This is a genomic window from Streptomyces sp. NBC_00377 (assembly GCF_036075115.1).
Classification (GTDB): Bacteria; Actinomycetota; Actinomycetes; order Streptomycetales; family Streptomycetaceae; genus Streptomyces.
The window spans coordinates 2,176,182-2,200,837 of record NZ_CP107958.1; the positions used below are offsets into that span (position 1 = coordinate 2,176,182).

Consider the following 24,656-nt stretch of genomic DNA (forward strand, 5'->3'; position numbering starts at 1 on the left):
GGCGGACTCTGGTGGGAAGGGCACGGCAGGACCCTGGGAGTTTTGAGTGCCGTGGCCGAAGAGGCGCGGGCTCGCCGGCCACGGGTGCCGAAAAGTGGGGCGGGTTCAGAGGTTGGTGAGGTCCGTCGGGATCCTCGCGTCGCGGCCGTCCCGCAGGACGGTGGCCTCGATCAGGCCGTAGGGCCGGTCGGCCGCGAAGTAGACGGCTCCGTCGGCGGTGTCGTTCTTGAGCCCGAACGGCTTCAGATCGACCAGGAAGTGGTGCTTGTTGGGGAGGGAGAAGCGGACCTCGTCGATCTCGCCGCGGTGGTCGATGATCCGTGCGCCCATGGCGTAGAGGGTCTGCTGGAGGGAGAGGGAGTACGTCTCCGCGAAGGCCAGCAGCAGGTGCCGCTTGACCTGGGCGTACGACTCCTCCCAGTCCGGTGCCGGCTGGGCGTCGTCGGACCAGTTGAAGCGCCAGCGGCTGGACACGTCGGTCGCCAGGATGCGGTCGTGCGCCTCGGGCAGGGTGGTGTACTCGTCCTTGACGAAGCCCCAGAATTCGGAGTTCGTCGAGTTCATGACGGTCAGGTCCTTGAGCCCGGAGACGACCTCCCACGACGAGCCGTCGTAGGTGATCTGGGCCAGGCGGGTCTCCTGGCCGCGGCGGACGAAGGAGTGTGCGTCCTCGCCGGGTGTCTCGATCCGCTCCCAGGAGTACTCCTCGATGCGGATGCGCGCGGTCCTGATCGGGTCCTGTGAGCTCACGAAGTGGCGGGCGAGGTGGATGCCGAACTGCTCGGCGGACTCGATGCCGAACTCCTTGGCGAACGCGTACACCGTGTTCTTGGTGGTGTCCGTCGGCAGCACGTTGGCGTTCGAGCCGGAGTAGTGGACCTCGTCCATGTCGCCGCTCAGCGACACGGAGACGTTGAGGTCCTTGATGTGGTGGGTGGCGCCGTCCCGCGTGATCTTCACGACCCGGTTCTCGGCTTTGCCGTACTGGTTCTGTCCCAGGACCACGGGACGGTCCGGGTGGGAAGGGGTGGTGCGGGCCGGGTGGGGATGGGCAGTCATCTAGCTAGCTCCCTCGGTAAACGGAGTAGCCGAACGGGTTGAGCAGCAGCGGTACGTGGTAGTGCTCGCCGGGCCTCACGGCGAAGGTGATCGCCACCTCCGGGAAGAACACCTGTGTGGCACCGCTGTCCCGATTCGCGGGGGCGTCCTGCTGCGCATCGGCTTGCTTCTTCTCTGATCGCTCGAAATACGCCTCCACGGCGAAGTCGAGCCGTACGTGGGTGGTGCCCTCCGGCAGCGCCGGCAGGTCCTTGCACCGGCCGTCCGCGTCGGTCGCGGACCCGCCGAGCGCCTGCCAGTCGGCCGGCCCGTCGTGGGCTCCCCGTCCCGAGCGGGCGGAAAGGTGGACGGCGACTCCCGGGGCGGGCCGGCCGACGGAGGTGTCCAGGATGTGGGTGGACACCGATGCGGTGGTGCTGGTGCTCATGGGGTGTCTCGGTCCTCTTCGACGAGTCGGGCGAGGCGGATGCGGTTGATCCTGCCCAGTTCGACGCGGACGATCTCCCGTTCCTCGTCCGGCGCGTTGCCGATCCGCTCCTTGACCGCGTCGCGCATCTGTTCGCCGGTGCGGCCGGTGGCGCAGATCAGGAAGACCTGGCCGAACTTCTCCTGGTAGGCCAGGTTCAGTTCGAGCATCTCGGCCTTGAGCTCCGCGGAGGCGCCGGCCATGCCCCGCTGTTCGCGGGCGGAGGCCGGGTCGCCCGGCTTCGGGCGGCCGATGGGCGGGTGCCCGGCCATCGCCTCTGCCAGGTCGGCGGCGGTCAGGTCGGCCATGGCCGCGTCGGCGGCGGTGTACAGGTCGGCGACGGAGGCGTAGGGGCGGCCCGCGAGCAGCCGGGTGGCCCACGCCGTGGAGGCGCACGTCTCGTGGAGCGCGGCGAGGGCCGCGGACTTCTCGAGGTCGTTGAACCGGGCCAGGCCCGGCGGTGGGGAAGTCGAAGTCACGGGAGCCTCCGTGGCCGCGGACGGCCTTCGTGCTTGAGCGGGCTGCGGCCAGCTAACGCCCCCGCGCGACACCACGTCAACACTTTGTTGAAAATTCCGGGTAACGAACCCCGGCGGCCCGGCCACCTCTCCCGGCCCCGGGGACGCACCCCCGAGAGGCCCCGGAGGGACCGCTCAGGCCTCTTTCTCCCGGTTGAGATAGTTGTAGACCGTGAAGCGGCTCACCCCGAGCGCGCTCGCCACGGTCTCCACGCCGTGCCGTACGGAGAAGGCGCCGCGCGCCTCGAGTATCCGCACCACCTCCTGCTTGGCCTTGCGGTCCAGGTCGGCGAGCGGTCTGCCCTTCCGGCGTTCCATGGCGGCCAGGATGTGGTCGAGGGAGTCGGCGAGCTGCGGCAGGCGTACGGCGACGGCGTCGACGCCGTCCCAGGCGAGCACGACGTCCTCGGCTCCGGCCTCGTCGGGCGGGAGCATCTCGCCGCCCATCGCGTCGACCAGCGGCTTCACGGCCGCGATGAAGGCCTCGTCTCCGGCGGTGCTCACGCGCCCTCCCCGAGAACTTCGCCGCCGGCGCCCGCGCCCGGTTTCGCGTCGGCGGCGCCGATGACGTTGACCTGGAGCGAGATACGGGTGGCGCCCGCACCGAGGGACTCGCGCAGCAGCGCGTCCACGGCTTCGAGGACCGGGCCGGCAGCGCCCTCGACGGTGTTTCCGAACGGCCCGACGTCCACCGTGTCCAGGTCGGCGGCCTCGATCACCGCACGGGCGACCAGCGCGTGCGCGGGAGCCTCGTCGAGGTCGAAGGGCTCGGTGGTGAACTCCACTTTCAGTCGCATCGCGCCCCACACCTCTCTGAACGGGACCGGACCGTCGGCGCCCGGACCCCGACCTTAACGGACCGGACGGACGATCACCCGGGACTCGGGATTCCACCGCGGCCGGGCCCGACCGCCCCCTCGCCCCCTTGACAAGCCGACCGAGCGGGCGACAATCTTCCAACAAGCAGAATAATGATTCCACAATGCGGAATATCTTGGAAAGCCGAACCGGACCCGCACAGGACCACTCGCCACGGAAGGGAGCGCGGAACCCCATGGGCTTCGAAGACCAGCGCTTCAACGTCAACCTGTCGATCCTCTTCACCGAACTCCCGCTCCTGGAGCGCCCCGCGGCCGCCGCCGCGGCCGGCTTCACCGCGGTCGAGCTGTGGTGGCCGTGGGTCGACTCCCCCACCCCGGAGCGGTCCGAGCTCGACGCCCTGGAGACGGCGATCGAGGACGCGGGCGTCCGGCTCACCGGTCTCAACTTCTACGCCGGACAGCTCCCCGGCCCCGACCGCGGCGCCCTGTCGCTGCCCGGCCGGGAATCCGAGCGGTTCCGCGCCAACATCGACGTGGCCGCGGGCTTCGCCCGGTCCCTGGGCTGCGGCGCGCTCAACGCGCTGTACGGCAACCGCCTCGACGGCGTGGACCCCGCCGAGCAGGACGCGCTCGCGCTGGAGAACCTGGCACTCGCGGCCCTGGCCGCGGACCGGATCGGCGCGATCCTGCTCGTCGAGGCGCTGAACCGGGCCGAGTCGCCCCGCTACCCGCTGGTGAGCGCCCCGGCCGCGATCGGGATCGTCGACCAGGTCAACGAGGCGACCGGACTCGGCAACGCGAAGTTCCTGATGGACCTGTACCACCTGTCGATGAACGGTGAGGACCTGCCGTCGGTGATCGAGCGGTACGCGTCGAGGACCGGCCATGTGCAGATCGCCGACAACCCGGGCCGTGGCGCGCCGGGCACGGGCTCCCTGCCCCTGGAGGACCTCCTCGGCCGGCTGAGGAAGGCCGGTTACGAGGGCTGGGTCGGCCTGGAGTACAAACCGGGCGACCGTCCGAGCGCCGAGGCCTTCGACTGGATGCCCCGCTGATCCCCCGTACCGAGAGGCACTCCCGATGAGCAGCACACTTCCCAAGATCGCCTGGATAGGTCTCGGCATCATGGGCTCTCCCATGTCCGAGCACCTGGTCGAGGCGGGTTACGACGTCACCGGCTTCACCCTGGAGCAGGACAAGCTCGACCGGCTGGCCACGGCCGGCGGCAGGGCCGCGGGGTCCGTCGCCGAGGCGGTCCGTGACGCCGACGTCGTGATCACGATGGTGCCCGCCTCCCCGCAGGTCGAGGCCATCGCCTACGGTCCCTCCGGCATCCTGGAGAACGTGCGGTCCGGGTCCCTTCTGATCGACATGTCCTCGATCACCCCGCAGACCTCGGTCGACCTGGCACGGGCGGCGAAGGACAAGGGCGTGCGCGTGCTCGACGCGCCCGTCTCCGGCGGTGAGGCCGGTGCCGTCGAGGCCGTGCTGTCCATCATGGTGGGCGGCGAGCAGGCCGACTTCGACGAGGCGAGGCCCGTCTTCGAGGCGCTCGGCAAGACCATCGTGCTGTGCGGTCCGCACGGTTCGGGCCAGACCGTGAAGGCCGCCAACCAGCTGATCGTCGCCGTCAACATCCAGGCGTGCGCCGAGGCCGTGGTCTTCCTGGAGAAGTCGGGCGTGGACCTGAAGGCGGCGCTGGACGTCCTGGGCGGTGGGCTCGCCGGCTCGACCGTGCTGGCCCGAAAGAAGGACAACTTCCTCACCCGCGACTTCGAGCCCGGTTTCCGGATCGACCTGCACCACAAGGACATGGGCATCGTCACGGATGCCGCCCGCACCGTCGGCGCGGCCCTGCCCGTCGGCGCGGTGGTCGCCCAGCTGGTCGCGAGCCTGCGTGCGCAGGGTGACGGCGCGCTGGATCACTCGGCCCTCCTGCGAGCCGTGGAGCGCCTGTCGGGCGCACGGCTCTGAAACTTCCGGGCGGCGCCGTCGCCGACATCTGTCCTGTCGCGCCCAGGCGGCGGCGCCGCCCGGAATCCCCCTCGGTGACGTGAGGACGAACATCGTTCTCGCGCACGGCTTCTGACGTTCGGTCACCAGCCGTGCGCGGCCCGCGGCCGTACCGGACGACCCGGATGAGGGGTGGTCGCCGGACACGGCGCGGGCAGGGCGAGGACCGCGGCGGCGTGCGAGCCGGTGCGGCGGTGAAGGAACGGGGCCGCTTTCCGACCTGAGGGAAGCCGTCCCGGCTCCGTCGCACACCCGCCGCGGTCCCCGGCCCACTCCCCCCACCACCAGCCCTCGGTCACCCCGCGCTCCCCCGTCAGCAGGACCGACGAGGGAGCGCTGCGCGTTGTCCGAGGGACGACCGGTCGACCGCCGCCGACCCGCCGGCCTCACCCCGTGCCACGCCGGCCTCACCCCGTGCCGCGCGGGCCTCACCCGTGCGGCGCCGGTGACGGGCGGGCCGCGTCAACCTCAAATCAACCTCTGAACATTGTTCAGCAGGCTTCAACCGGACCCGGCACAGGGCACATTGTGGTCATGCGGGGCCCGCCGACACGGGGGCGGCGGGCTCCGCTCGGGGGCGTACGTGAAGGGGCGGCCCGTCCAGTGGACGGGCCGCCCCTTCACGTACGACGTTGCTCGTCGAGCCGTCCGCGACGAAGCCGCGGCGACAGAGCTCCTGCTTCGGACCGCCGGCATCGGACCGTCCGTGTCAGACCTTCAGTGTCCTGATCGACGTCGGCGCATGGCCCGGCTCGGTGGCGAGTTCCTCGAACTCCACGACGTTGCCGATGTCGTTCGTGCCGCTCATCGAGATGTTGGTGACGCGCTCCAGGATCGCCTCCACGACGACCGGCACCCGGAACTCGGCGGCCAGCTTCTTGGCCTGCTCGAAGGCGGCGCCCAGCTCGGCGGGGTCCGTCACCCGGATCGCCTTGCAGCCGAGGCCCTCGACGACCTTGACGTGATCGACGCCGTACACGCCCAGCTCGGGCGAGTTGACGTTCTCGAACTCCAGCTTGACCTGGAAGTCGATGTCGAACGCCCGCTGGGCCTGGCGGATCAGGCCCAGGTAGGAGTTGTTGACGAGGACGTGGACGTAGGGGATCTTGTGCTGGGCTCCGACGGCCAGTTCCTCGATCATGAACTGGAAGTCGTAGTCCCCGGAGAGGGCGACGACCTGCGCCTGCGGGTCGGCCGTGGCGACCCCGAGGGCCGCCGGGATCGTCCAGCCGAGCGGCCCGGCCTGGCCGCAGTTGATCCAGTGGCGCGGCCGGTAGACGTGCAGCATCTGGGCGCCGGCGATCTGCGAGAGGCCGATGGTGGTGACGTACCGCGTCTGCGGACCGAAGGCCTTGTTCATCTCCTCGTACACGCGCTGAGGTTTGATCGGGATGTCGTCGAAGTGCGTACGGCGCTGGAGGGTGGCCTTCTTCTCCTGCGCGGCGGACGCCCACGCCGCCCGGTCGGGGAGCGTGCCGGCCGCCTTCGCCTCCCTCGCCGCCTCGACGAACAGCTTCAGAGCCGCCTTCGCGTCCGAGGCGATGCCGTAGTCCGGAGCGAAGATCCTGCCGATCTGGGTGGGCTCGACGTCGACGTGGACGAAGGTGCGGCCGGCCGTGTAGACGTCGATACGGCCGGTGTGGCGGTTGGCCCAGCGGTTGCCGATGCCGAGGACGAAGTCGGACTCCAGGAAGGTCGCGTTGCCGTAGCGGTGCGAGGTCTGGAGGCCGACCATGCCGGCGTTCAGCTCGTGGTCGTCGGGGATCGCACCCCAGCCCATCAGGGTCGGGATGACCGGCGTGCCCGTCAGTTCGGCGAATTCCACGAGGAGTTCGGTGGCGTCGGCGGTGATGACCCCGCCGCCCGCGACGATCAGCGGCCGCTCGGACGCGTTCAGCATCGCGATCGCCTTGTCGATCTGCGCGCGGGTCGCGGCCGGCCGGTGGACGGGCAGCGGTTCGTACGTGTCCACGTCGAACTCGATCTCCGTCTGCTGGACGTCGACCGGCAGGTCGATCAGGACCGGGCCCGGCCGGCCGGAGCGCATGAGGTGGAACGCCTGCTGGAAGACGCCCGGAACCTGGGCCGCCTCCAGGACGGTGACGGCCATCTTCGTCACCGGCCTGGCGATGGAGGCGATGTCGACAGCCTGGAAGTCCTCCTTGTGGATCACGGCGGTCGGAGCCTGGCCGGTGATGCACAGGATCGGGATCGAGTCGCCGATGGCGGAGTACAGCCCGGTGATCATGTCGGTGCCGGCCGGGCCCGAGGTGCCGATGCAGACGCCGATGTTGCCCGGGTGGGTACGGGTGTAGCCCTCGGCCATGTGCGAGGCGCCCTCCACGTGACGGGCGAGGGTGTGGCCGACGCCGCCGGAGGCCGCGAGCGCCGCGTAGAAGGGGTTGATCGCCGCGCCGGGGACACCGAACGCGCTGGTGACGCCCTCGCGCTTGAGGATCTCGACTGCCGCGCGGGCAGCGGTCATACGAGCCATGGGGTTACTCCTGCTTCGGCTGCCGGAATCGCTCTCCCGTCGCGCCCCGCGGTGAGAACTGTTTTTCCGTAATGCGGAAACTATTTTCTGCTATCTGGAAGCAATGTAAGTGGGTGCGCAAACGTCGTCAAGAGACGGACAAGCGGGGGCCGAAGGAGGACGATGGTGGCCATGCCCGAGAGCGTGCCGGTGCGCTGCCCGGCCTGTCGGCGCGAGCGCCTCTACACCGCCCCGTCCTACCCGTGTGCGTGCGGTGCTCCCGTCACGCCCGTGCTCGACCGCGGGACGGCGCCGACGACGGTCGTGCACCGGGCGTGGGACGACGAGTGGGTCGCGCTGCGCTGTCCCGTCTGCGGCCTGCGGCACCAGTGGCCACAGCCGGAGCTGAGCTGCGCCTGCGGAGCGGTGCTGAGGCTCGCAGTGACCGACCCGCCCCCCGCACCGCAGCCCGGCAGGACCCCGCCCGGGCCGCCTGAGCCGACAGCACCGGAACCACCGGCGGAACGGCCTGCCTTCCGGCCCGTCACCATCCGCACCGCACGTGACGCGGTCACGGCCGCGGCGCTCTATCTGAACTGGCTCGGGCACGGAGACATCCGGCGGGCGGACCAGCGGCCCACCTCCGGCGTCGGGCTCGCCGCCCGCGGGCTCGTGGCGCAGGTGGACCCCAGCGTGCGCCCGGCCTCGCCGCGGGACGTGGAGTGTCTGTGGCTGACGGCCATGACGGAGTCCGCGGAGTGCGTCTACTTCTCCCTCGCCGGGTACGACGACGACGCGCGCGCCCGCGCCGACCAGCTGCGCGTCCCGCTCTTCGTCCTGGATCTCACGGGCACCCCGCAGCCGGTCAACGCGACGGCCGACGCCCTCGACGCGGGAAGCGTCTGAGGACGACGGCCACCGCCGCGGTCAGCGGCTACCGGGCGCGGCCCTCCCGCAGTTCGACCTTGCGCACCTTCCCCGAGACGGTCATCGGGAAGGCATCCATGATCCGGAGCCTGCTCGGGATCTTGTAGTGCGCCAGCCGGCCCTCGCAGTGGGCGCGCAGCTCCTCCAGCGTCGGCGGATCCGCCGCCTCGGCCGGGATCACACAGGCGAGGACCTCCTCGCCGTACCTCTCGTGCGGGACACCGACGACCTGGACGTCCCGGATCTTCGGATGTGCGTAGAGGAACTCCTCGATCTCGCGCGGGTAGATGTTCTCCCCGCCCCGGATGATCATGTCCTTGATGCGGCCGACGATCTCGACGTATCCGTCCTCACGCATCACCGCCAGGTCGCCGGTGTGCATCCAGCGTGCCGCGTCGATCGCCTCGGCGGTCCTCTCGGGCTCCTCCCAGTAGCCGAGCATCACGCTGTAGCCGCGGGTGCACAGCTCGCCGGGAACGCCGCGCGGCCGGGTCACGCCGTCCACCGGGTCGACGACCTTCACCTCGATGTGCGGCAGGACGCTGCCCACGGTGCCGGTACGGTGCTCCAGGTCGTCCTCGCGCCGGGTCTGGGTGGAGACGGGCGAGGTCTCGGTCATGCCGTAACAGATCGACACCTCGGCCATGTTCATCTCGGCGACCACCCGCTTCATCACCTCGACCGGACACGGCGAGCCCGCCATGATCCCGGTGCGCAGGGAGGAGAGGTCGTAGGAAGCGAAGTCGGGGAGGTTCAACTCCGCGATGAACATGGTCGGGACGCCGTACAGGGACGTGCACCGCTCCTGCTGGACCGCCTCCAGCGTGGCCTTCGGGTCGAAGGACGGAGCCGGGACGACGATGCAGGCGCCGTGCGAGGTGGCCGCCAGGTTTCCCATCACCATGCCGAAGCAGTGGTAGAACGGCACCGGGACGCAGATCCGGTCCTGCTCGGTGTAGGCGACCGACTCGCCCACGAAGAAGCCGTTGTTGAGAATGTTGTGGTGGGAGAGCGTGGCCCCCTTGGGGAAGCCCGTGGTGCCCGAGGTGTACTGGATGTTGACCGGGTCGTCGCAGGACAGTTCGCCCTCGCGTACGCGCAGGTCGTCGCGGAGGCCGGGTGTTGCGCGCCGCAGCAGCGCCTCCCAGGTCGGGTCCCCGATGTAGACGGCCTCCCGCAGCCGCGGGCAGTTGCCGCGCACCTGCTCGACCATCGCCCGGTAGTCGCTCGTGCGATGACCGGTCGAGGCGAACAGCAGGGAGATCCCGGCCTGTCCGAGGACGTACTCGACCTCGTGCGTGCGGTACGCGGGGTTGATGTTCACCATGATGGCGCCGATGCGTGCGGTGGCGTACTGCACCAGCACCCACTCGGCGCAGTTGACGGCCCAGATGCCCACGCGGTCGCCCTTGGCGACCCCGCTCGCGAGCAACGCGCACGCCAGTGCGTCGACGTCCGTGACGAACTGACGATACGTCCAGCGCCGTCCGGAGGGCACGTCGACGAGCGCCTCGCGGTCCGGCCAGCGGTCCGCCGTCCGGTCCAGGTTGGCTCCGACGGTGTCTCCGAGCAGCGCGGTCGCGCCGGTCCCGTGCGCATACGAAGGCTCGCTCACCGGAAGTCCTCCTCACGGTACTCGTCCGCCGAACCCGCCTCGGTCGCCTCCCGCAGCTCGATCCGGCGGATCTTGCCGCTCACCGTCTTGGGCAGCGGGGCGAACTCCAGGCGCCGGATCCGTTTGTAGGGGGCGAGGACCTCACGGGAGTGCTCGAACAGCACCTTCGCGGTGTCGGGGCCCGGTTCCCAGCCTTCGGCGAGGACGACGTACGCCTTGGGCACGGCGAGGCGCAGCGCGTCCGGGGCGGGGACCACGGCCGCCTCGGCGACCGCCTCGTGCTCCAGCAGCGCGCTCTCCAGCTCGAAGGGGCTGATCTTGTAGTCGGAGGCCTTGAAGACGTCGTCGGCCCGTCCGACGTAGGTGAGGTAGCCGTTCTCGTCGCGGCTGCCGATGTCGCCGGTGCGGTAGTAGCCGCCCGCCATCACCTCCGCCGTGCGGTCGGCGTCACCGTGGTAGCCGACCATCAGGCCGACCGGCCGGGCCGACAGGTCCAGCGCGATCTCGCCCTCCCGGGCGCCGGGCGCGCCGGACACCGGGTCGAGCAGCTCCACCCGGTAACCGGGGCCCGGCCGGCCCATCGACCCGGTCTTGAGTTCCTGTCCGGGGCTGTTGGCGATCTGCACGGCCGTCTCGGTCTGCCCGAAGCCGTCCCTGACGGTGACCCGCCAGGCGCGCCGCACCTGCTCGATGACCTCGGGATTGAGGGGCTCGCCCGCGGCCACCGCCTCGCGTGGCGGGGTGCGCAGCTGGGTGAGGTCGGCCTGGATGAGCATGCGCCAGACGGTGGGCGGGGCGCAGAACGTCGTGACGCCCGCCCGGTCCATCTCCGTCATCAGCCGGACCGGGTCGAAGCGGGTGTAGTGGTGGATGAAGACGGTCGCTTCCGCGTTCCACGGGGCGAAGAGGTTGGACCACGCGTGCTTGGCCCAGCCGGGTGAGGAGATGTTGAGGTGCACGTCGCCGGGCTTCAGTCCGATCCAGTACATCGTCGACAGGTGTCCGACCGGGTACGAGGTGTGGGTGTGCTCGACCAGCTTGGGCCGGGCGGTCGTGCCGGAGGTGAAGTACAGCATCAGCGGGTCGTCGGCGAAGGTGGGGCCGTCGGGCGTGAAGCCGGCCGGGGCGGTGTACGCCTCCTCGAACGGCTGCCAGCCCTCGGGTGCGCCGCCGACCGCGATACGCCGGTAGTCGCCGGGGACCTCGTCGAACTTGCCGGTGTCCTCGGTCCTCACGAGGACGTGCCGGATCCGGCCGCGCTCGACGCGGTCGGTCAGGTCGGCGGGGCCGAGCAGCGGGGTGGCCGGGACGACGACGGCGCGCAGCTTCATCGCGGCCAGCGCGCTCTCCCACAGTTCGGCCTGGTTGCCGAGCATGACGAGGATCCTGTCCCCGGCGGCGACCCCGTGCCCGCGCAGCCAGTTCGCGACCCGGTCGGAGCGCTCCGACAGCTCGGCGAAGGTGAGCCGGGTCTCGGAACCGTCCTCCTCCACGATGTGCAGGGCGGTGCGGCCGTTGCCGTCGGCGATCACGTCGAACCAGTCGAGCGCCCAGTTGAAGCGCTCCGGGCGGGGCCACTCGAAGTGCTCGTACGCGGTGGCATAGTCCTCGCGGTGTTCCAGCAGGAAGTCGCGGGCTCTGCGGAAACTCTCCGTCGCCGACGTCATCTGTCCTCCGTGCTTTCTGGGCATGTCCGGCCGTTCGCCTCTCCGGGGCACTCTCGACGCCCGCGGTTCACTCCCGTGGTGCCGGACCATTGCCGGGCGGCTCTCTGCCATCGTGTAATCCGTGATGCAGGTCTCACTACCCCCGGACGGGGGTGTGCGGCACCAAGCCGCGCGGAAAGGGCGAGAACGTGGCGGCAGACGCGGCCGGAACGGTGGAGATTCGTGGCGCCCTGGTACGGCTGCGGCGTGCGACGGGGCTGCCGGTCGCCTTCGGCGGTCTGGTGGAACCGGGGCGGCAGCGGACGCGGATCAGTGAGATCAGCGGTGCTGCCGGTCTCGCGCTGCGCGGGCTCGCGGTGGCCTCCGGCAACGGTCTCGGCGGCAGGGCGGTCGTGCTGGCCCGCCCGTGTGCCGTCACCGACTACTCCCTGTCCCGGCAGATCAGTCACGAGTACGACGCGGCCGTCGCCGAGGAGGGCCTGCGCTCGGTGCTGGCGATCCCGGTGATCGTGCGGCGCCGGGTGCGCGGGGTTCTGTACGGCGCCCTGCGCACGGCCCAGCCGCTCGGCGACCGGACGCTGACCGCGGCCGTCCAGGCGGCGCGGGACGTGGAACAGGCACTGGTGGTCGGGGACGAGGCGCGCGACCTGCTGACGGCGGCCCGGCCGGGCGCCGCGACCGTAAGGCTGCCCGGTCCGGGCTCCGGTGCGGGGGCCGACCTGGAGCAGGTCCGCGAGGCGCACACGGCCCTGCGCGCCCTGGCCCCGCGGATCGCCGACCCGGTCCTGCGCGCCGAGCTCCTCGAGGTCTGCGGGCTGCTTGCGCCGAGGAGGCCGCAGCGGCCGGCGGGGCAACCGGTCGTGCTGGCGCCGCGTGAGCTGGACGTGCTGGCCTGCGTGGCGGCGGGGGCGACGAACGCGGCGGCCGCCGAGCGGCTCGGGCTGCGCCCGGAGACGGTGAAGGGCTATCTGCGGGCGGCGATGCGCAAGCTGGGCGCGGGCACCCGCGGGGAGGCGGTGGTCGCGGCCCGGAGGGCGGGTCTGCTGCCCTGACCGCGGGGCGCGCAACATGCCCGTAGCGCGCGCGGTGCAGGATGCGGGAAGCACCGATCACATCAAGCCAGGGAGGCCCCTCACGACGAGCGACCATTCACCCGGCGGCACCATGAATTTCCGTATGCGTCGCGTTGTTATATGCCTCACCACGCCGTGCGTCCGAATTTCAAAGAGACGTTGCCTAGAATTTGGCCCGGACACGACACTCGGAGGGGAGCGGTGACCGTGGGACCGGACTTCAAGGAGCCTGCCAGATACCGCCCCGACCTGGTCATCGGCAGGGACGAGCTGTTCACGGCCGCCCAGGACCAGTTGGCGCGCGGCGGCAGTGTGCTGCTGCACGGCCCGGCCGGAATAGGAAAGTCGACCGTGCTGCGGGCATTGGCCGCGGATTACGGGGAGGCGGCCCGCACCGTCCTGCGCTGCTCGGCGACCGAGTCCGAATCCCACCTTCCCTTCCTGGCCCTGGCGGACCTCTTCGGCCTCGTCCTGGACGAGATCTCGGACAAGCTGCCCGCCGCCCAGCGCACGGCCCTGGAGTCGGCGCTCACCGGGCGCGGCGAATCGACTCTGCAGCGCGACGGCCTCGCCCTGCGCCTGGCCGTGCTGTCGGCCCTGCGCGCCCTGGCCGCCGAGGGTCCCGTCCTGCTCGTCGCCGACGACCTCCAGTGGCTGGACTCGGCCAGCGCGGAACTCCTCGGCTTCGCCGCCCGCCGCCTGGGCGACACCCCCGTCCAGCTGCTGTGCGCGGTCCGGACGGAAGACCAGGAGTACGACCGTCATCTACGCGCGTCCCCGCCCGACACCCTGGCCGTCCGCCTCAATCCCCTCTCCCGCGCCCAGGTCTCCGCGCTGCTCGACCACCGCGGCTACACCGACCTGCCCCGCTCCACCATGCGGGAGATCCACCGCACCAGCGGCGGCAATCCCCTCTTCGCCCTGGAGTTGGGCCGCGCCCTCGGCGAGAGCCCGACGCCGCCCCGGCCGGGCGAGCCCCTGCCGGTGCCGACCTCGCTGCGCGCCCTGGTCCTCAGCCGCCTCGACATGCTGTCCGACGAGGCCCGCCGCACCCTGCTCGTGGCCAGCGCCGGCGCCCGCCCCACCCTGGCCCTGCTGCACGCGTCCGGCCGCGAGAACGCCGAGGCCGAGACCGCGCAGGCGGCGGCGCTCGGGCTGCTGGCGACGGAGTCCGAGGGGCCGGCCGTACGGTTCGCGCATCCGCTGATCTCGGCCGCGCTGTACGCGGAGGCGCCGGCCCAGGAGCGCCGGGCCGCGCACGCCGCGCTGTCCACCGCCGCCTCCGACCCGATCGAGCGGGCCCGCAACCTCGCCCTGGCCACCACCGGCACCGACCCCGAGGTGGCCGCCCGGCTCGCCGAGGCCGCCGCCCTCGCCCGCGACCGGGGCGCCCCCTCGGTCGCCGCCTCCCTCGGACTGCTCGCCGCCCGGCACACCCCGCCGGACGGCGCCCCCGGACCGGACGAGCACCGGCTGCGGGCCGCCGAGGACGCGATCACGGCCGGGGAGGTGGACCTGGGGCGCGACATCGCGCGCGAGGTGCTGACCCGGGCCACCGTGCCCGCGGATCGCATCCGCGCCTGGGAGGTGGTCATCGAGGCCGCCGGGCAGGCCCTGGGCGACGTCGACGCCGTCTTCCCGCAGGCCCTCGCCGACGCCGGTGACGACCCCCGGCTGCTCGCCCTGGTCCACTACCACCTCGCCTGGCGCAAGCTGATCGTCGAGGGTGACTTCTCCGAGGCCCGGCAGGAGGCCGCGCACGCGGCGGAACTCGCCGCGCGCGGCGACGACCGGCGCACCGAGCTGATGGCGCTGTCGTTCCAGTCCTCCACGGAGACCCTGATGGGCCATCCGAACGCCCCCGCGACCATCAAACGGGCACTGAAGGAACCTCAGGACCCCTACGTGGCCTGCCATCACAACGGCGTGGGCGCGGCCCGGTTCCGCTGGCTGATGATGAGCGACCAGCTGCCCGAGGCCCGCTCGACCATCACCACGCTGCTGCGCGAGGTCCGCCGGCGGGGCATGGTCGAGAGCGAGGTGCACTTCCAGCGCTTCCTCGCCGAGACCGAACTGCGCTCCGGGCACTGCGGGCGCGCCCTCGACCTGGCCCGCGAGAGCCTCAGACTGGCCCGGGACTCCGGCATCGGCCTGGGCGCCTCCGCGATGCTGACCTCCCTCGCCGAGGCCTCCGGCGGTGACGTCGACCGCGCGCTGGCGCTGGCCCGCGAGGCGGCCGAGCGTGCCGAGGAGGACGGCGACCAGATGTACCTCTCCCGTGCCCTGGCAGCGCTCGGCCACGCCCGGTTCGTCGCCGGCGACGCGGCGGGCGCGGTCGCCTCGCTGCGCCGGGTACGGGAGCTGGAGACCGGCCTGCGCATCACCGACCCGGCGCGCGGCCGCTGGCACGGCGACCTCGCCGAGGCGCTGGTCCGGGTCGGCGAGCCGGGCGAGGCACAGGACGTCATCGACGTGGCTCGCGAGCACGCGCTCAGACTGGGCCGGGAGAGCGTGCTGGCGGTGCTCGACCGGGCGGAGGCCCTGGTGCGGGCGGCGCTCGGCGACCACGAGGCGGCGCTGTCCCGGCTGACGTCCGTCCAGGACCGGCTGGCCAAGCTGGGGTACGGACTGGAGGAGGCGCGGGCGGCGTTCGCGCTGGCCCGGCTGCGCACCGAGCGGCCGGGGCCCACCTCGTACGACGAGGCGGCGCGGCTGTTCCGGCGGTGCCGGGCGATGCCCTGGCTGCGTCAGGTGGACGCGGCGATCGCGGCGGGCGCCCCGGAGACGATCACCCTTCCCCAGCAGACGGCTCCCCCGTCCGACGCGCTGGAGGGGCTCGCCTCGATGGAGCGTCAGGTCGCCGCGCTCGTCATGGAGGGCGCGACCAACCGGGAGATCGCCGCGCGGCTGTTCATCAGCGTCAAGACGGTGGAGGCGACCCTGACCCGGGTCTACCGCAAGCTGGGGATCCGTTCCCGGGTGGACATCGTCCGACTGGCGGCGGGGCGTCACGCGAAGTGAGGAATCCGCGGGTTAACTGCCCCTCAGGGGCTCACCACCCGCTGTGGGTGCTGTGCCCCGCGCGGCGGGTCCCTGAGCGGTCCCCGGGCGGCGACCGCGGGTTCCCCGGGGTCGACCGAGGGTTTTCCCTGCCCCAACTCCCTTAGGGGGTTCCCTCATTGGGGGAAACGGGCGCCGGGTCCTAGCTTAAGGGACGTGCCGCTCGCCCGGGCACACGGGGGTCGGTCCCGCGACCCCCGTGCAACCCCCCACACCCGCGCGAACCCCCCACCGGCAACCCCCCACCGAGGAGATCCATGTTCGGGCTCAACCGGTTCAAGAAGACCGCCGCCGTCCTCGCGGCGACGGCGGCGGCGACGGCGACGGCGACCGCACTGCTCAGCGCCCCCACCGCTGTCGCAGCCCCGCAGCCCATCGTCGGCGGCACGACGACCACGACCACGACCTACCCGTTCATGATGCAGATCACGGACGCCTCCCAGAACCAGTTCTGCGGCGGCACCCTCGTCTCGGCGACCAAGGTGGTCACGGCGGCCCACTGCATGGTCGGCGAGACCACGAGCAGTGTGCGTGTCGTCGGTGGGCGCACCTACCTCAACGGCACCAACGGCACGGTCAGCCGGGTCAGCAAGATCTGGATCAACCCGGGCTACACGGACGCCACCAACGGCGACGACGTGGCCGTCCTGACCCTGTCGACGTCGATGCCGTACACCACGGCGTCGTACGTCTCCTCGTCCCAGACCGGCGTGTACGCGACCGGCACCACCGCCCGCATCATCGGCTGGGGCACCACCTCGGAGAACGGCAGCTCCTCCAACCAGCTGCGGACCGCGACCGTCCCGATCGTGTCCGACTCCAGCTGCAAGAGCTCCTACGGTTCCGACTTCGTCGCGACCGACATGGTTTGCGCCGGATACACATCCGGCGGCGTAGACACCTGCCAGGGCGACAGCGGCGGTCCCCTGCTCATCGGGGGCGTCCTGGCAGGGATCACTTCTTGGGGCGAGGGCTGCGCGGAGGCCGGTTACCCGGGTGTGTACACCCGGCTGACCACCTTCTCCAGCCTGGTGACGACGCAGGTCAACTCGTAGTCACCGCCTGACGGCCCCCGAGAGCTCCTGAGCAACGCTCAGGGAACGACCAGGGGGCGCTGCGAGCCTCCACGAGCGGCCCGCAGCGCCCCCTGTCCACACCCTCACCGGTCACCGGTGAGGGCTTCCGTGCTTTTTCCTTCCGCTCCCCGGGCCTCGCGGTCCGTTCCTCGCGCTTGCACCGCTTCCGCTCCTGCGGTCTCGGGGCCCTGCGGTCCGCCGGTGGTCATGCCCGTGGGCGTACGACCGTGCCGAACCGGATGTCGTAGGGCACGCCGGGGTACAGGGCGGCGAGCATCCGCTCGCCCTCCGTCATCACGTCCTCCCGCTGGGCCTTGGTGAGGGTGCCGAACGGCTCGACGACCAGGGCGTCCTGCTCCAGCCTCCACAGGCCGGCCAGGAAACCGTCGACGAGGAGGGTGCAGTACGCCTGGTTGCCCTGCCAGGCCCGGCCCCAGTACGCGGACGGCACGACCCGGGTGCGGTCGGCATGGGACAGCAGCAGGTTGTCGAACTCGGGGAGGAAACGGGGCGGGGCCGGAGTCAGGGGATCGGGGCGCGGGGCGTCGGGCAGGTCGAAGATCTCGACGCCGTGCTCGTCACGGAAGGTGAGGAGCTGCGGGCGCAGCCGTTCGAAGGCCTCGCGCAGCCGGGTCAGCCCGGCCCACGTCTGCATGTCTTTGACGGAGGCCGGACCGAACGAGGCCAGATAGCGCAGGACCACGGAGTCCGGCGTCGGGGCCGGCTCCGCGGGGCGGCCCAGCCAGTGCTCGGCGGTGGTGAGCGCGACCTGCCCGCTCCGGCCCCAGAGCCCGCGCGGGGTGACCTGCACCAGGGGCAGCCGGCAGCGGGCGGCGACCGCGAGCGACTGCGGGTCGGCCTGCGGCCACTGGACCGAGAGGGCCTCCCGCAGCTGCTTCATGGTCCGCGGCCCGGCCTCGACCAGGTCGCGGGCGAGGGCGGCGAGCCGGTCGAGGTCCACACCGGTGAGCCCCTTGCGGAAGTACGTCAGCTCCCGGTCACGGGCCGGCTGGACGAACGGCCGGAGCGTCAGGCAGTCGTCGGCGGTGTGGGTGTGGATGGTGGAACGCATGCTGACGATGCGGACGACGTCGCGATCGGCCATCAGAGTCGACAGGTCCTGCGGGACGAAGCCTTCGAGACGGGCGGCGAGCGCGTGGTACGGCGGCTTGACGTTCTGCGCCTGGAGCCCGAGCAGGTGCTCCACGGCGGCCTTGGCCGACAGCGACGAGGGCCGCAGCAGCAGCTGCCGCTCGAGAGTGGCGCGGTTGAGGGCACGGGCGTCGAGCACGGGAGCCGCCGGGTGCGTCGTCTTCGTCATGTACGGCAAGCTAGCCGGACTTGCGGACACCTCCGGTCCGCAACGCACACCTGGGTCCGGGCCGACTCGCTCCCCGGGCCGACTCGCTCCCCGGGCCGGCTCGCTCCCCGGCCGCTCGGCTACGCGGGCCGCTCGGCTACGGCGGGCCCTTGCACGGGCGCCCTCCCCTGTCGCCCCCGGCCGTCTCCCCGCCCCCACACCGTATGCCCCCTATATCCTGCTACGTGACAGTCTACAGACGAGGACAGGCCCGACCGGGAGGCAGCCGCGATGCCCGAGCGTCCCAGGAAGCCCGGCTGGCGCCGCACCCCGGCCGCACCTCCGCCGCGGCCGTCCCGCCCTCCGGCCCCGCCGGTCGCGGGGCAGCCCAAGAGCGCCGGCATCGTGCAGGCCGTCCTGTACCGCGACGGCGTGCGCGTCCTCGCCCCCGCCACGCTCTCGGAGACGTACCGGGCGCTGCACGAGCAGCCGTCGGGCATGGCCTGGATCGGCCTGGCCCGCCCCACCGAGGACGAACTCCACTCCCTGGCAGCCGAGTTCGACCTGCATCCGCTCGCCGTCGAGGACGCGAAGGAAGCGCACCAGCGCCCGAAGCTGGAACGCTACGGCGACACCCTCTTCGTCGTTCTGCGCGCGGCCCGTTACCTCGACGCCCCCGAGGAGATCGACTTCGGCGAGCTGCACGTCTTCGTGGGCCCCGACTTCGTCATCACGGTCCGGCACGGCGCCGCCCCCGACCTGTCGGCGGTCCGCCGCCGGATGGAGGAGAGTCCCGAGCTGCTCAAGCTGGGGCCGGAGGCGGTGCTGTACGCGATCCTGGACGCGGTGGTGGACGGCTACGCGCCGGTCGTGTCGGGAGTGCAGAACGACATCGACGAGATCGAGACCGAGGTCTTCCGCGGCGACCCCGCCGTCTCCCGCCGCATCTACGAACTCTCACGCGAGATGGTCGAGTTCCAGCGCGCGACCCGCCCGCTGGTCGGCATGCTGCACGGCCTGATGGCAGGCTTCTCCAAGTACGGCACGGACGACGAACTCCAGCGCTACCTGCGCGACGTCGCCGACCACGTCACCCACACCAGCGAACGCGTCGACGGCTTCCGCCAGGCCCTCACCGAGATCCTCACGGTCAACGCGACCCTCGTCACCCAGCAGCAGAACGCGGAGATGCGAGCGCTCGCGGAGGCGGGGTTCGAACAGAACGAGGAGATCAAGAAGATCTCGTCCTGGGCTGCCATCCTGTTCGCTCCGACCCTGGTCGGGACGATCTACGGCATGAACTTCACCCACATGCCGGAGCTGCACTGGGTGTTCGGATACCCCTTCGCGATCGTCCTCATGGCGATCGTCTGCACCGGCTTGTACGTCGTCTTCAAGCGGCGCGACTGGCTCTGACCGAATCCGCCGCAGCCCGCGCCCCAACGCAGCTGGGGAGCAGCCCAGTTGACGGCGGGTGACCTCGGTGTGCTCCGCTATGCTCGGCCCCGTTCGAACGAACAGTGACAGATCGAACACGAGCCGGCCGCACAGATCCGGCCGCGCGCACCGCGCGCACCTTGCGAACGACGACCGAGCGAGCGACGCCGGTGGGCAGGACGCAGCCCTCCGGGAAGGAACCGTGAGAGAGCACGTGGTATCGGGAAACGGCGACGATCAGACGGCGACGCGTTCGGAACGCCGCCCGGAGCGACTGATCGCCGGCCGGTATCTGCTTCACGACGTCCTCGGCAGGGGAGGCATGGGAACGGTCTGGCACGCCCACGACCAGTTGCTGGACCGCCCGGTCGCCGCCAAGGAACTGCACATCCTCACCCTTGACGACGAGGAGCACCGCATACGGATGCGCCGCGCCGTCCGTGAGGCGCGTGCCGTCGCCCGGGTGCCGCACCCGCACGTGGTCGGCGTCCATGACCTGGTCGAGTCGGAGGACCGGCTGTGGATCGTCATGGAACTCGTCGAGGGGCCCTCGCTCGCCCATCAGATCGCCCACGCCGGGCCGCTCAGCCCGCAGCACACGGCGGCCCTCGGTGAGCAGATGCTCGACGCGCTGGAGGCCGTGCACGCGGCCGGCACCCTGCACCGCGATGTCAAACCCGCCAACGTCCTGTTGCGCCGGGACGGCAGCGCCGTCCTCACCGACTTCGGCATCGCGGCCCTGGACGACGGCGAGTTCCTGACCACCACCGGCGAGATGGTCGGCTCCCTGGAGTTCATGGCACCCGAGCGGATGACCGGATCGCAGACCGGACCGGCCTCCGACCTGTGGTCACTGGGGGCGACCCTCGCCACCGTCTGCGGCGGCCACTCCCCCTTCCGCAGAGCGGGAGCGCCCGCGACACTGCACGCCGTGGCGTACGAGGAACCCGTCCTGTCGGAGCGACTCGGGCCGCTGCGGCCCGTCGTCGAGGCGCTGCTGCGCAAATCCGCGGACGAGCGCCCCTCGGCGGCCGGTGCGCGTGCCGCCCTGCGACGCGTCGCGGCCGGGGAGACGGACGCCGGACCACTGCCGTCGGCGACCCTGCGCGTGCCGCGGCCCTCGTCGCCGGTGGCCGACGCGGACACCGTGACCAGCGGGCGGGAGCGGCCCGGTCCGGCCGGGGATACCGTGCACTCGGCGCCTCACCCCGCCTCGCAGGGGACCGCGGGCCGGAAGCGGCTGGGCTGGGCGGCGGCCGGTACGGCGGTCCTGGCCGCGGGCGTCGGCGGCGGCATGTTCCTCACCGGGGTGCCGCCGTTCACGAAGGAGCCGAGGACGACGACCGTCAGCCAGGTCGTCCAGTCGGCGACCGGCTGGCAGCCGGTGACCGGAGCGGCCGTCCGGCGCGGGGACCGGGTCACCGTGCGGTTCGTCTCGGGCGAGTGGACGGCCGACCACCGGAACATGCCCATGACCGGACCCGCCGGTTACGACGCGGACACCGACACCCTGCTGGACGGCGCGAAGGACTGCAAGGTCGATCCCTCGGCGCCGTTCGGCACCCTGCTGGCGGTCCTGGCCGGCGACAAGGACTTCCCCGTCCACACCGTCGGGAGGAAACTGACCTTCAAGGCCACCGGGAACGGCACCCTGCAACTGGGCATGAACGACACCGCCGGGACCTGCTCCGAGGACAACCGGGGCACCCTGACCGTGAACGTGAGCATCACGCACGGCAGTTGACGGGAGGGCGCCCCCGTTCGCCTCACCGGAGCGCGCCCTCCTCGCCGAACGCCAGGGGCAGGAAGCGCTCGGCCATGCGGGCACAGCCGGCCGCGTTCGGGTGCAGGCCGTCCGGCAGGTCGGCGACGTCGTCGGGCCCGAACAGCGTCGTTCCCTGGACGAGTCGCAGCCGCTCGTCGCCGCTCTCGCGGCGCTGCTCGACGTGCCGGCTCAGCAGCTCGCGGATACGGGTGAGCGTGAGCGCGCCGAGCGCGAGGTCGGCGGGACGGTCGACGGTGCGGACCATGGCGTCGGGGCCCGCCGTCGTGGGACCGGGCCGCCGCTCGGCGGCCGGGCAGACGATCGGGGTGATGACCAGGACCGGTGTGTCCGGGTGTCCGTCGCGGATCGTGTCGAGGAACCCGTGGAACGCCGGGACGAAGGCGCGTTCCCGCATGCTGTCGGCGTTCAGGACGTTGATGCCCAGCTCGAGGCTGATCGCGCGCGCGGGCAGGTCGCGCACGGCGCGGGCCATGAAGGGGTCGAGCTGGCACTGTCCGCCGAGGCCCAGGTTGACCAGGGAGCGGCCGGCGGAGCGGGCGACGCGGGCCGGCCAGGTGGAGGTGGGGCGGCCCGCGTCCGCGCACTGGCTGATCGAGCTGCCGTAATGCACCCACAGCGGGCCGCTCGCCGGCGCCGGACGCAGGGACGCCCCGTCGGGCACCCGTACGTCGAGCAGCGCGCAGGCCGGGCTGACGGGCAGCCAGATCTCCACGCGCCGTTCGCGGGCCCGCGGGCCGAGGCGGAACCGAACGGTCGCGGGCTCGGCCGGCCGGACATCCCGGTCGCCGGTGGCGGGGTCGAGGAAGATCAGGCTCTGTTCGCTCGCCAGGACCGGTTCCCGCAGTTCGCCGTCGACGACCAGGTCGAAGACGCTGTCGGCGGACGGCATGCCGGGGGGCAGGACCACGCTCAGCCGGGCGTCCAGCTCGAGCTCGGTGGCGTCCGTGAGCATCTCCAGCCGCACGCCGGACGGCACGGCGCTGCTGAAGTCGAAGGCGCTGTCGGCCAACTGCGCACGTCCCCGGTCCGGGGAACGGTGCAGAGTCACCCCGGTGGGCCCGGTCGTTCCGGGTGCGGTGGGTTCGGTGGGTTCGGTGGTCTTCCCCAGCGCTCCGACGACACAGTCGAGCGCGAGATCGAGGACGGAGTGCATGAAGGGACCCTCTCGACGGGCCCTGGCAGGGCCGGACGGGCGGAACTTTCGGAACGGGTCGGAACGGTTCGGGTCGGGTCGGGTCGGTGTCAGAAGCAGGTCGGGTACGTCGTATTTCCCTGTCCGTCATTCGTCGCCGCAGTCCACGACGGCGTCCGCGTGTCGCGGCGCATGGGCGGGCGCGCACGCCGCGGCCTCCTGCCCGAGGGGTACGCGGCGATCTTCCTGGAGGAGGACGGGAGCGTACCGGCTCGTGGAGCGGCACGCGTCGACGGAGAGGCGGCCACCGGGTGCGGACGCGGCTGGGTCTCCGCGGCGCACGGTCGAGGTCCTGACGAACGCGTGTCGTCTCGCGCGGTCCCGCCGGGGTGCGAACCTCGTGGCTCGCTGGTCGGGCCCGGGGCCCGGGTGCCAGAGTCTGGGCATGGCCATCGACGTCGCCGCCCTCAGGGCCCGGTTCCCCTCCCTCGCGCAGGGATTCGCCTTCTTCGACGGGCCGGGTGGGACACAGACGCCCACTCCGGTCGCGGAGGCCGTCGCCAGGACACTGACCGCCCCGCTGTCCAACCGGGGCCTGGTCAGCGCGTCCGAGCGCAACGCCGAGGAGGCCGTCGCCGGCTTCCGGGCCGCCTACGCCGATTTTCTGGGCGTCGCGGAAGGGGGAGTCGTGCACGGGCGCAGCGCCACCCAGCTCACGTACGACTTCTCCCGGACCCTGGCGCGGAGCTGGCGGGCCGGTGACGAGATCGTCCTCAGCCGGCTGGACCACGACTCCAATGTGCGCCCCTGGATCCAGGCGGCCGGGCGCGCCGGGGTCACCGTCCGCTGGATCGAGATCGACGCGGCGACCGCGGAACTCGACCTCGGCTCCTTCGAGCGGGCGCTCTCGGCGCGGACGCGGCTGGTAGCGGTGACGGCCGCCTCGAACGTGCTGGGCACCAGGCCGCCCGTGCGCGAGATCGCCGACCGGGCCCACGAGGTGGGCGCCCTGGTGTTCGTGGACGGCGTGCACTACGCCGCCCATCACCTGGTGGACGTCCCCGCGCTGGGGGCCGACCTGTTCGTCTGCTCGCCGTACAAGTTCCTCGGTCCGCACTGCGGTGTGCTCGCCGGATCGCCCGGGTTCCTGGAGACCCTCGTACCGGACAAGCTGCTGCCGTCGCCGGACACGGTGCCGGAACGCTTCGAGTTCGGGACGCTGCCCTACGAGATCCTGGCGGGCGCCACCGCCGCCGTGGACTTCCTGGCCGGGCTCGACGCGACGGGCACGATGGAGGCGACGGGCACGACCGAGGCGACCGCGGCGGGACGGGCGGGGGACTCGCCGGGGACGGCAGCGTCGCGCAGGGAGCGGCTCGCGCGCTCGCTGCGGTCCCTGCACGACCACGAGAACGCGGTCCGCGCCAGGGTGGAGGAGGGGCTGCGCGCGCTGGGCGACGCGGTCACCGTCCATTCGAGGGCGCGGGACCGCACCCCGACCGTCCTGATGAGTTTCGAGGGCCGGGACGCACGCGAGGCACAGGCGCACCTGGCGGCGCGGGGTGTTGTGGCGCCGGCCGGCTCGTTCTACGCCTACGAGGCCTTCACCGCGCTGAAGCTGGACGATCCGGCGCTGCGGGTGGGGCTGGCGCCCTACAACGATTTCGTGGACGTCGACAGGCTCCTCGACGGGCTGACCTCGTTTCTCTGACATGCCGCGTTTCCCAGACTTGCACCGTTCGTTTTCTTGAATCGTTCATGTTTATGCAGTAGGTTCGGCGGCATGACAGCACCCCGTACACCGACCACCGCCGACGAGCTGCGCGGTGCCGGCCTGCGGGTGACGGCAGCCCGTGTCGCGCTGCTCGAGTCCGTCCGCGAGGGCGACCATCTGGGCGTCGAGGCGCTCGCCTCGGGAGTCCGTGACCGCGTGGGTCACATCTCCCTCCAGGCCGTGTACGACGCCCTGCACGCGCTGACCACCGCGGGCCTGGTGCGCCGCCTCGAGCCCCCGGGCAGCCCGGCCCGGTTCGAGGGCCGCGTGGGGGACAACCATCACCACCTCGTCTGCCGGTCGTGCGGCGCCGTCGTGGACGTCGACTGCGCCGTGGGTCACGCCCCCTGTCTGACCGCCTCCGACGACCGCGGTTTCGCCATAGACGAGGCCGAGGTCATCTACTGGGGCCTGTGCCCCGACTGTTCCACCGCTCGCAGCACCTGAGCACCTGAGCAC

At 71.9% G+C, this 24,656-nt stretch carries 20 protein-coding genes; 10 read left to right on the plus strand and 10 right to left on the minus strand.

Features of this window, described 5'->3' with window-relative positions; genetic code table 11:
• Positions 1–105 precede the first annotated feature (105 nt).
• The 5 genes from pucL to OHS71_RS09915 form a co-directional block, all read right to left on the minus strand.
• Positions 106–1,059: a factor-independent urate hydroxylase gene (gene pucL / locus OHS71_RS09895; RefSeq protein ID WP_328478923.1), complete on the minus strand. Its 954-nt coding sequence runs from the start codon at positions 1,057–1,059 to the stop codon at positions 106–108.
• A gap of 4 nt (positions 1,060–1,063) precedes the next feature.
• The gene (gene uraH, locus OHS71_RS09900; protein ID WP_328478925.1) at positions 1,064–1,486 is read right to left on the minus strand and encodes a hydroxyisourate hydrolase; all 423 of its coding nucleotides are present in this window, start codon (positions 1,484–1,486) and stop codon (positions 1,064–1,066) included.
• Positions 1,483–2,004: a 2-oxo-4-hydroxy-4-carboxy-5-ureidoimidazoline decarboxylase gene (uraD, locus tag OHS71_RS09905; protein ID WP_328478927.1), complete on the minus strand. Its 522-nt coding sequence runs from the start codon at positions 2,002–2,004 to the stop codon at positions 1,483–1,485. The genes uraH and uraD overlap by 4 nt, the downstream gene beginning before the upstream one ends.
• A 174-nt stretch (positions 2,005–2,178) precedes the next feature.
• Entirely contained in the window at positions 2,179–2,547 is a 369-nt protein-coding gene (locus OHS71_RS09910; RefSeq protein ID WP_328478929.1) for a helix-turn-helix domain-containing protein, read from the minus strand.
• Positions 2,544–2,840, minus strand: coding sequence for a hypothetical protein (locus OHS71_RS09915; protein ID WP_328478930.1), 297 nt, complete (start codon positions 2,838–2,840; stop codon positions 2,544–2,546). Before OHS71_RS09915 ends, OHS71_RS09910 begins: the two co-directional genes overlap by 4 nt.
• A gap of 257 nt (positions 2,841–3,097) precedes the next feature.
• Between OHS71_RS09915 and OHS71_RS09920 the strand changes: the two genes are divergently transcribed.
• Both OHS71_RS09920 and OHS71_RS09925 read left to right on the plus strand, forming a co-directional pair.
• Positions 3,098–3,919, plus strand: coding sequence for a TIM barrel protein (locus OHS71_RS09920; RefSeq protein WP_328478931.1), 822 nt, complete (start codon positions 3,098–3,100; stop codon positions 3,917–3,919).
• Positions 3,920–3,944: 25 nt separating this feature from the next.
• Positions 3,945–4,838, plus strand: a complete 894-nt coding sequence (locus OHS71_RS09925) for a 2-hydroxy-3-oxopropionate reductase (RefSeq protein WP_328478933.1) — start codon at positions 3,945–3,947, stop codon at positions 4,836–4,838.
• Positions 4,839–5,586: 748 nt separating this feature from the next.
• Here the strand turns inward: OHS71_RS09925 and gcl are convergent.
• The gene (gcl, locus tag OHS71_RS09930; RefSeq protein ID WP_328478935.1) at positions 5,587–7,371 is read right to left on the minus strand and encodes a glyoxylate carboligase; all 1,785 of its coding nucleotides are present in this window, start codon (positions 7,369–7,371) and stop codon (positions 5,587–5,589) included.
• A 171-nt stretch (positions 7,372–7,542) separates the two neighbouring features.
• Between gcl and OHS71_RS09935 the strand changes: the two genes are divergently transcribed.
• Positions 7,543–8,256 carry a hypothetical protein gene (locus OHS71_RS09935; protein ID WP_443046892.1) on the plus strand — a complete coding sequence of 238 codons (714 nt, stop codon included), beginning with the start codon at positions 7,543–7,545 and terminating at the stop codon, positions 8,254–8,256.
• 28 nt (positions 8,257–8,284) lie between these two features.
• Here the strand turns inward: OHS71_RS09935 and OHS71_RS09940 are convergent, their stop codons facing one another.
• Both OHS71_RS09940 and OHS71_RS09945 read right to left on the minus strand, forming a co-directional pair.
• Entirely contained in the window at positions 8,285–9,892 is a 1,608-nt protein-coding gene (locus tag OHS71_RS09940) for an AMP-binding protein (protein ID WP_328478939.1), read from the minus strand.
• Complete coding sequence (locus OHS71_RS09945; protein WP_328478941.1) at positions 9,889–11,559, minus strand: AMP-binding protein; 1,671 nt, start codon at positions 11,557–11,559, stop codon at positions 9,889–9,891. The genes OHS71_RS09940 and OHS71_RS09945 overlap by 4 nt, the downstream gene beginning before the upstream one ends.
• A 188-nt stretch (positions 11,560–11,747) precedes the next feature.
• Between OHS71_RS09945 and OHS71_RS09950 the strand changes: the two genes are divergently transcribed.
• From OHS71_RS09950 to OHS71_RS09960, 3 genes are all read left to right on the plus strand, one after another.
• A complete protein-coding gene (locus OHS71_RS09950; RefSeq protein ID WP_328478943.1) occupies positions 11,748–12,611 on the plus strand; it encodes a response regulator transcription factor in 864 nt (287 codons plus the stop codon).
• 222 nt (positions 12,612–12,833) lie between these two features.
• A complete protein-coding gene (locus OHS71_RS09955) occupies positions 12,834–15,653 on the plus strand; it encodes a helix-turn-helix transcriptional regulator (RefSeq protein ID WP_328478945.1) in 2,820 nt (939 codons plus the stop codon).
• Between the two features lie 296 nt (positions 15,654–15,949).
• Positions 15,950–16,747 (plus strand): S1 family peptidase, encoded by a 798-nt coding sequence (locus OHS71_RS09960; RefSeq protein ID WP_328478947.1) that lies wholly within the window; start codon positions 15,950–15,952, stop codon positions 16,745–16,747.
• Positions 16,748–16,973: 226 nt separating this feature from the next.
• Here OHS71_RS09960 and OHS71_RS09965 read toward each other — a convergent pair whose 3' ends face one another.
• Positions 16,974–18,089, minus strand: a complete 1,116-nt coding sequence (locus tag OHS71_RS09965) for a winged helix DNA-binding domain-containing protein (protein ID WP_328478949.1) — start codon at positions 18,087–18,089, stop codon at positions 16,974–16,976.
• Between the two features lie 270 nt (positions 18,090–18,359).
• On the opposite strand from OHS71_RS09965, the gene OHS71_RS09970 reads away from it, so the two are divergent.
• Positions 18,360–19,484: a magnesium and cobalt transport protein CorA gene (locus tag OHS71_RS09970; RefSeq protein ID WP_328478951.1), complete on the plus strand. Its 1,125-nt coding sequence runs from the start codon at positions 18,360–18,362 to the stop codon at positions 19,482–19,484.
• A 223-nt stretch (positions 19,485–19,707) separates the two neighbouring features.
• Positions 19,708–21,249 (plus strand): serine/threonine-protein kinase, encoded by a 1,542-nt coding sequence (locus OHS71_RS09975; RefSeq protein WP_328478953.1) that lies wholly within the window; start codon positions 19,708–19,710, stop codon positions 21,247–21,249.
• Positions 21,250–21,271: 22 nt separating this feature from the next.
• Here OHS71_RS09975 and OHS71_RS09980 read toward each other — a convergent pair whose 3' ends face one another.
• Positions 21,272–22,444, minus strand: a complete 1,173-nt coding sequence (locus OHS71_RS09980) for an SGNH/GDSL hydrolase family protein (RefSeq protein ID WP_328478955.1) — start codon at positions 22,442–22,444, stop codon at positions 21,272–21,274.
• 424 nt (positions 22,445–22,868) lie between these two features.
• Here OHS71_RS09980 and OHS71_RS09985 point away from each other — a divergent pair, with 424 nt between their 5' ends.
• Together OHS71_RS09985 and OHS71_RS09990 are read left to right on the plus strand one after the other, a co-directional pair.
• On the plus strand, positions 22,869–24,134 hold the full coding sequence (locus OHS71_RS09985; protein WP_328478957.1) for a cysteine desulfurase-like protein: 1,266 nt from the start codon (positions 22,869–22,871) through the stop codon (positions 24,132–24,134).
• A gap of 72 nt (positions 24,135–24,206) precedes the next feature.
• The gene (locus OHS71_RS09990; protein WP_328478959.1) at positions 24,207–24,644 is read left to right on the plus strand and encodes a Fur family transcriptional regulator; all 438 of its coding nucleotides are present in this window, start codon (positions 24,207–24,209) and stop codon (positions 24,642–24,644) included.
• The last annotated feature ends 12 nt before the right edge of the window (positions 24,645–24,656 follow it).

Bases quoted from the DNA above. Each gene is read 5' to 3' on its own strand.
- OHS71_RS09945 (WP_328478941.1), bottom strand. From the start codon at position 11,559: ATGACGTCGGCGACGGAGAGTTTCCGCAGAGCCCGCGACTTCCTGCTG.
- gcl (WP_328478935.1), bottom strand. From the start codon at position 7,371: ATGGCTCGTATGACCGCTGCCCGCGCGGCAGTCGAGATCCTCAAGCGC.
- OHS71_RS09925 (WP_328478933.1), top strand. From the start codon at position 3,945: ATGAGCAGCACACTTCCCAAGATCGCCTGGATAGGTCTCGGCATCATG.
- OHS71_RS09965 (WP_328478949.1), bottom strand. From the start codon at position 18,089: ATGACGAAGACGACGCACCCGGCGGCTCCCGTGCTCGACGCCCGTGCC.
- OHS71_RS09915 (WP_328478930.1), bottom strand. From the start codon at position 2,840: ATGCGACTGAAAGTGGAGTTCACCACCGAGCCCTTCGACCTCGACGAG.
- OHS71_RS09960 (WP_328478947.1), top strand. From the start codon at position 15,950: ATGTTCGGGCTCAACCGGTTCAAGAAGACCGCCGCCGTCCTCGCGGCG.
- OHS71_RS09935 (WP_443046892.1), top strand. From the start codon at position 7,543: ATGCCCGAGAGCGTGCCGGTGCGCTGCCCGGCCTGTCGGCGCGAGCGC.
- uraH (WP_328478925.1), bottom strand. From the start codon at position 1,486: ATGAGCACCAGCACCACCGCATCGGTGTCCACCCACATCCTGGACACC.
- OHS71_RS09970 (WP_328478951.1), top strand. From the start codon at position 18,360: ATGCCCGAGCGTCCCAGGAAGCCCGGCTGGCGCCGCACCCCGGCCGCA.
- OHS71_RS09990 (WP_328478959.1), top strand. From the start codon at position 24,207: ATGACAGCACCCCGTACACCGACCACCGCCGACGAGCTGCGCGGTGCC.
- pucL (WP_328478923.1), bottom strand. From the start codon at position 1,059: ATGACTGCCCATCCCCACCCGGCCCGCACCACCCCTTCCCACCCGGAC.
- OHS71_RS09980 (WP_328478955.1), bottom strand. From the start codon at position 22,444: ATGCACTCCGTCCTCGATCTCGCGCTCGACTGTGTCGTCGGAGCGCTG.
- OHS71_RS09920 (WP_328478931.1), top strand. From the start codon at position 3,098: ATGGGCTTCGAAGACCAGCGCTTCAACGTCAACCTGTCGATCCTCTTC.
- OHS71_RS09985 (WP_328478957.1), top strand. From the start codon at position 22,869: ATGGCCATCGACGTCGCCGCCCTCAGGGCCCGGTTCCCCTCCCTCGCG.